The 1,490-nt window shown below is 66.0% G+C and carries 1 protein-coding gene; it reads right to left on the bottom strand.

The window, feature by feature from the left end; translation table 11 throughout:
* Positions 1-8 precede the first annotated feature (8 nt).
* Positions 9-1,436 (bottom strand): IS66 family transposase, encoded by a 1,428-nt coding sequence (locus AB0N03_RS52340; RefSeq protein WP_364388994.1) that lies wholly within the window; start codon positions 1,434-1,436, stop codon positions 9-11.
* Between the last annotated feature and the right edge of the window lie 54 nt (positions 1,437-1,490).

Genomic DNA, 1,490 nt, shown 5'->3' with positions numbered 1-1,490 from the left:
GTAACTGTTCAGGGCATTTCGGTGTTCGTTGGCAGCCAGGGGTTTCCGGTGATGGCGTCGCGTAGCGCGGTGATGATGTGGAGGCCGTTCTTGCGGGCGGTGGAGATGTAACCGCGGACACGCAGCCATGCTTGGGCGCCGCGTTGGGTGCGCCAGCCGCCGGAGATCTTCAGCTGTGCTTTGATCATCCGTAGGTCGCGTTCGGCTTGGTTGTTGGTGAAGGGGACGGTGAGGTCGCGGGCGAACAGCAGTACCTGCTGCTGGTAGTCGCGTAGGCGTATCAGCAGGTTTCGGGTCTTGCTTTGCTTGCGGCCCCGGTCCGGTGGGTGCAGCAGCAGACCGAGATGGACGGTGCGGATAAACCTGGAGATCAGTGGGTCGAGGATATGGGCGGGGATCGCATCCAGGCCGGCATCGCGCGCGGTATGAGCGGCGGTATTGAGCTTCTCGAGGGTCTTGATCGCGATCCTGGGCCAGGTGTGCTCCGGATAGGCTTCGCCGGCCGCGACCAGTTCGCGCAGATGGTGGGCGTTGCAGCGGGCGTGTGTTCGCGTGAATTCTTGGTAGGACTTGAGGCCGTCATGGACCGCGACACCCCGGAACCGGTTCAGGATCCCGAACTCGTCCATCGCCTCACTACCACGCTGCCGGTGCGGCAAATAGGCGGTCAGGCGTGGGGTGCAGGCGACATGCAGCCACCAGTTCTTGCCTTCTACCCGGATGCCGGTCTCGTCGAAGTGCGCCACCGGCGCCGTCCGCAACGCCTGCTGGACCTGCTCGGCGAACTCGCCGAGGTTGGTGGCGACCGGGGTGAGGACGCCGGCGACCCAGCCGGTCGACACCTGTAGCCCGAGCAGGTCCGCCAGCAGCTGCGCTGTCCGGGCCACCGGGATGTGCTGGTAGGTCAGCAGATAGACCGCCAACGCGGTCACGTTCGGTCCGTAACAGGCGGGCGCGGTCGCTTCGACCGGGGCGGGTGCGGTCGTGACGTGGTCGCATCCGCGGCACCGCAACCGATGCAGACGATGCTCGGTCACCGACGGACGGACCGGCGGCAGGTCCACGACCTGTCGCCGAAGCCACCCTGCACGGCGGGCGCGGCGCAGACCCGCCCCGCAGCCTGAGCACGCTGACGGCTCGTGGTCGAGGATCGTGTCGGGGTTGTCGACGAGTGACAGGTTCGCCCCAGGTGCTCCGGGTTGCTTGCCCTGTTTGCGTCCGGATTTGCCCCGCAGTGACTTGGGGGCTGGTTTGGTGAACCGGTCCGATGATGGGGGCATTGAGGAGTTGCCCGAGTTCGTGCCCAGGCGGCGCTTGAGCGCGGCGACTTCGGCCCGCAGCGCGGTGATTTCTTCCCGCGCACGCGCGAGCTCGACTGCCTGCGCTGCGACCAGCGCGGCCAGCTCATCATACGAAGGACGGACACCTTCTCCCACAACAAGATCATCCCACAGTCACGCTCAAGTCCCGGAAATGGCCTGAACAGTTAC

The sequence above is a fragment of the Amycolatopsis sp. NPDC051061 genome (genome assembly GCF_040682935.1).
GTDB lineage: Bacteria > Actinomycetota > Actinomycetes > Mycobacteriales > Pseudonocardiaceae > Amycolatopsis.
The sequence above is the reverse complement of the archived record's forward strand: the minus strand, read 5'-3'. Positions and strand labels throughout refer to the sequence as shown.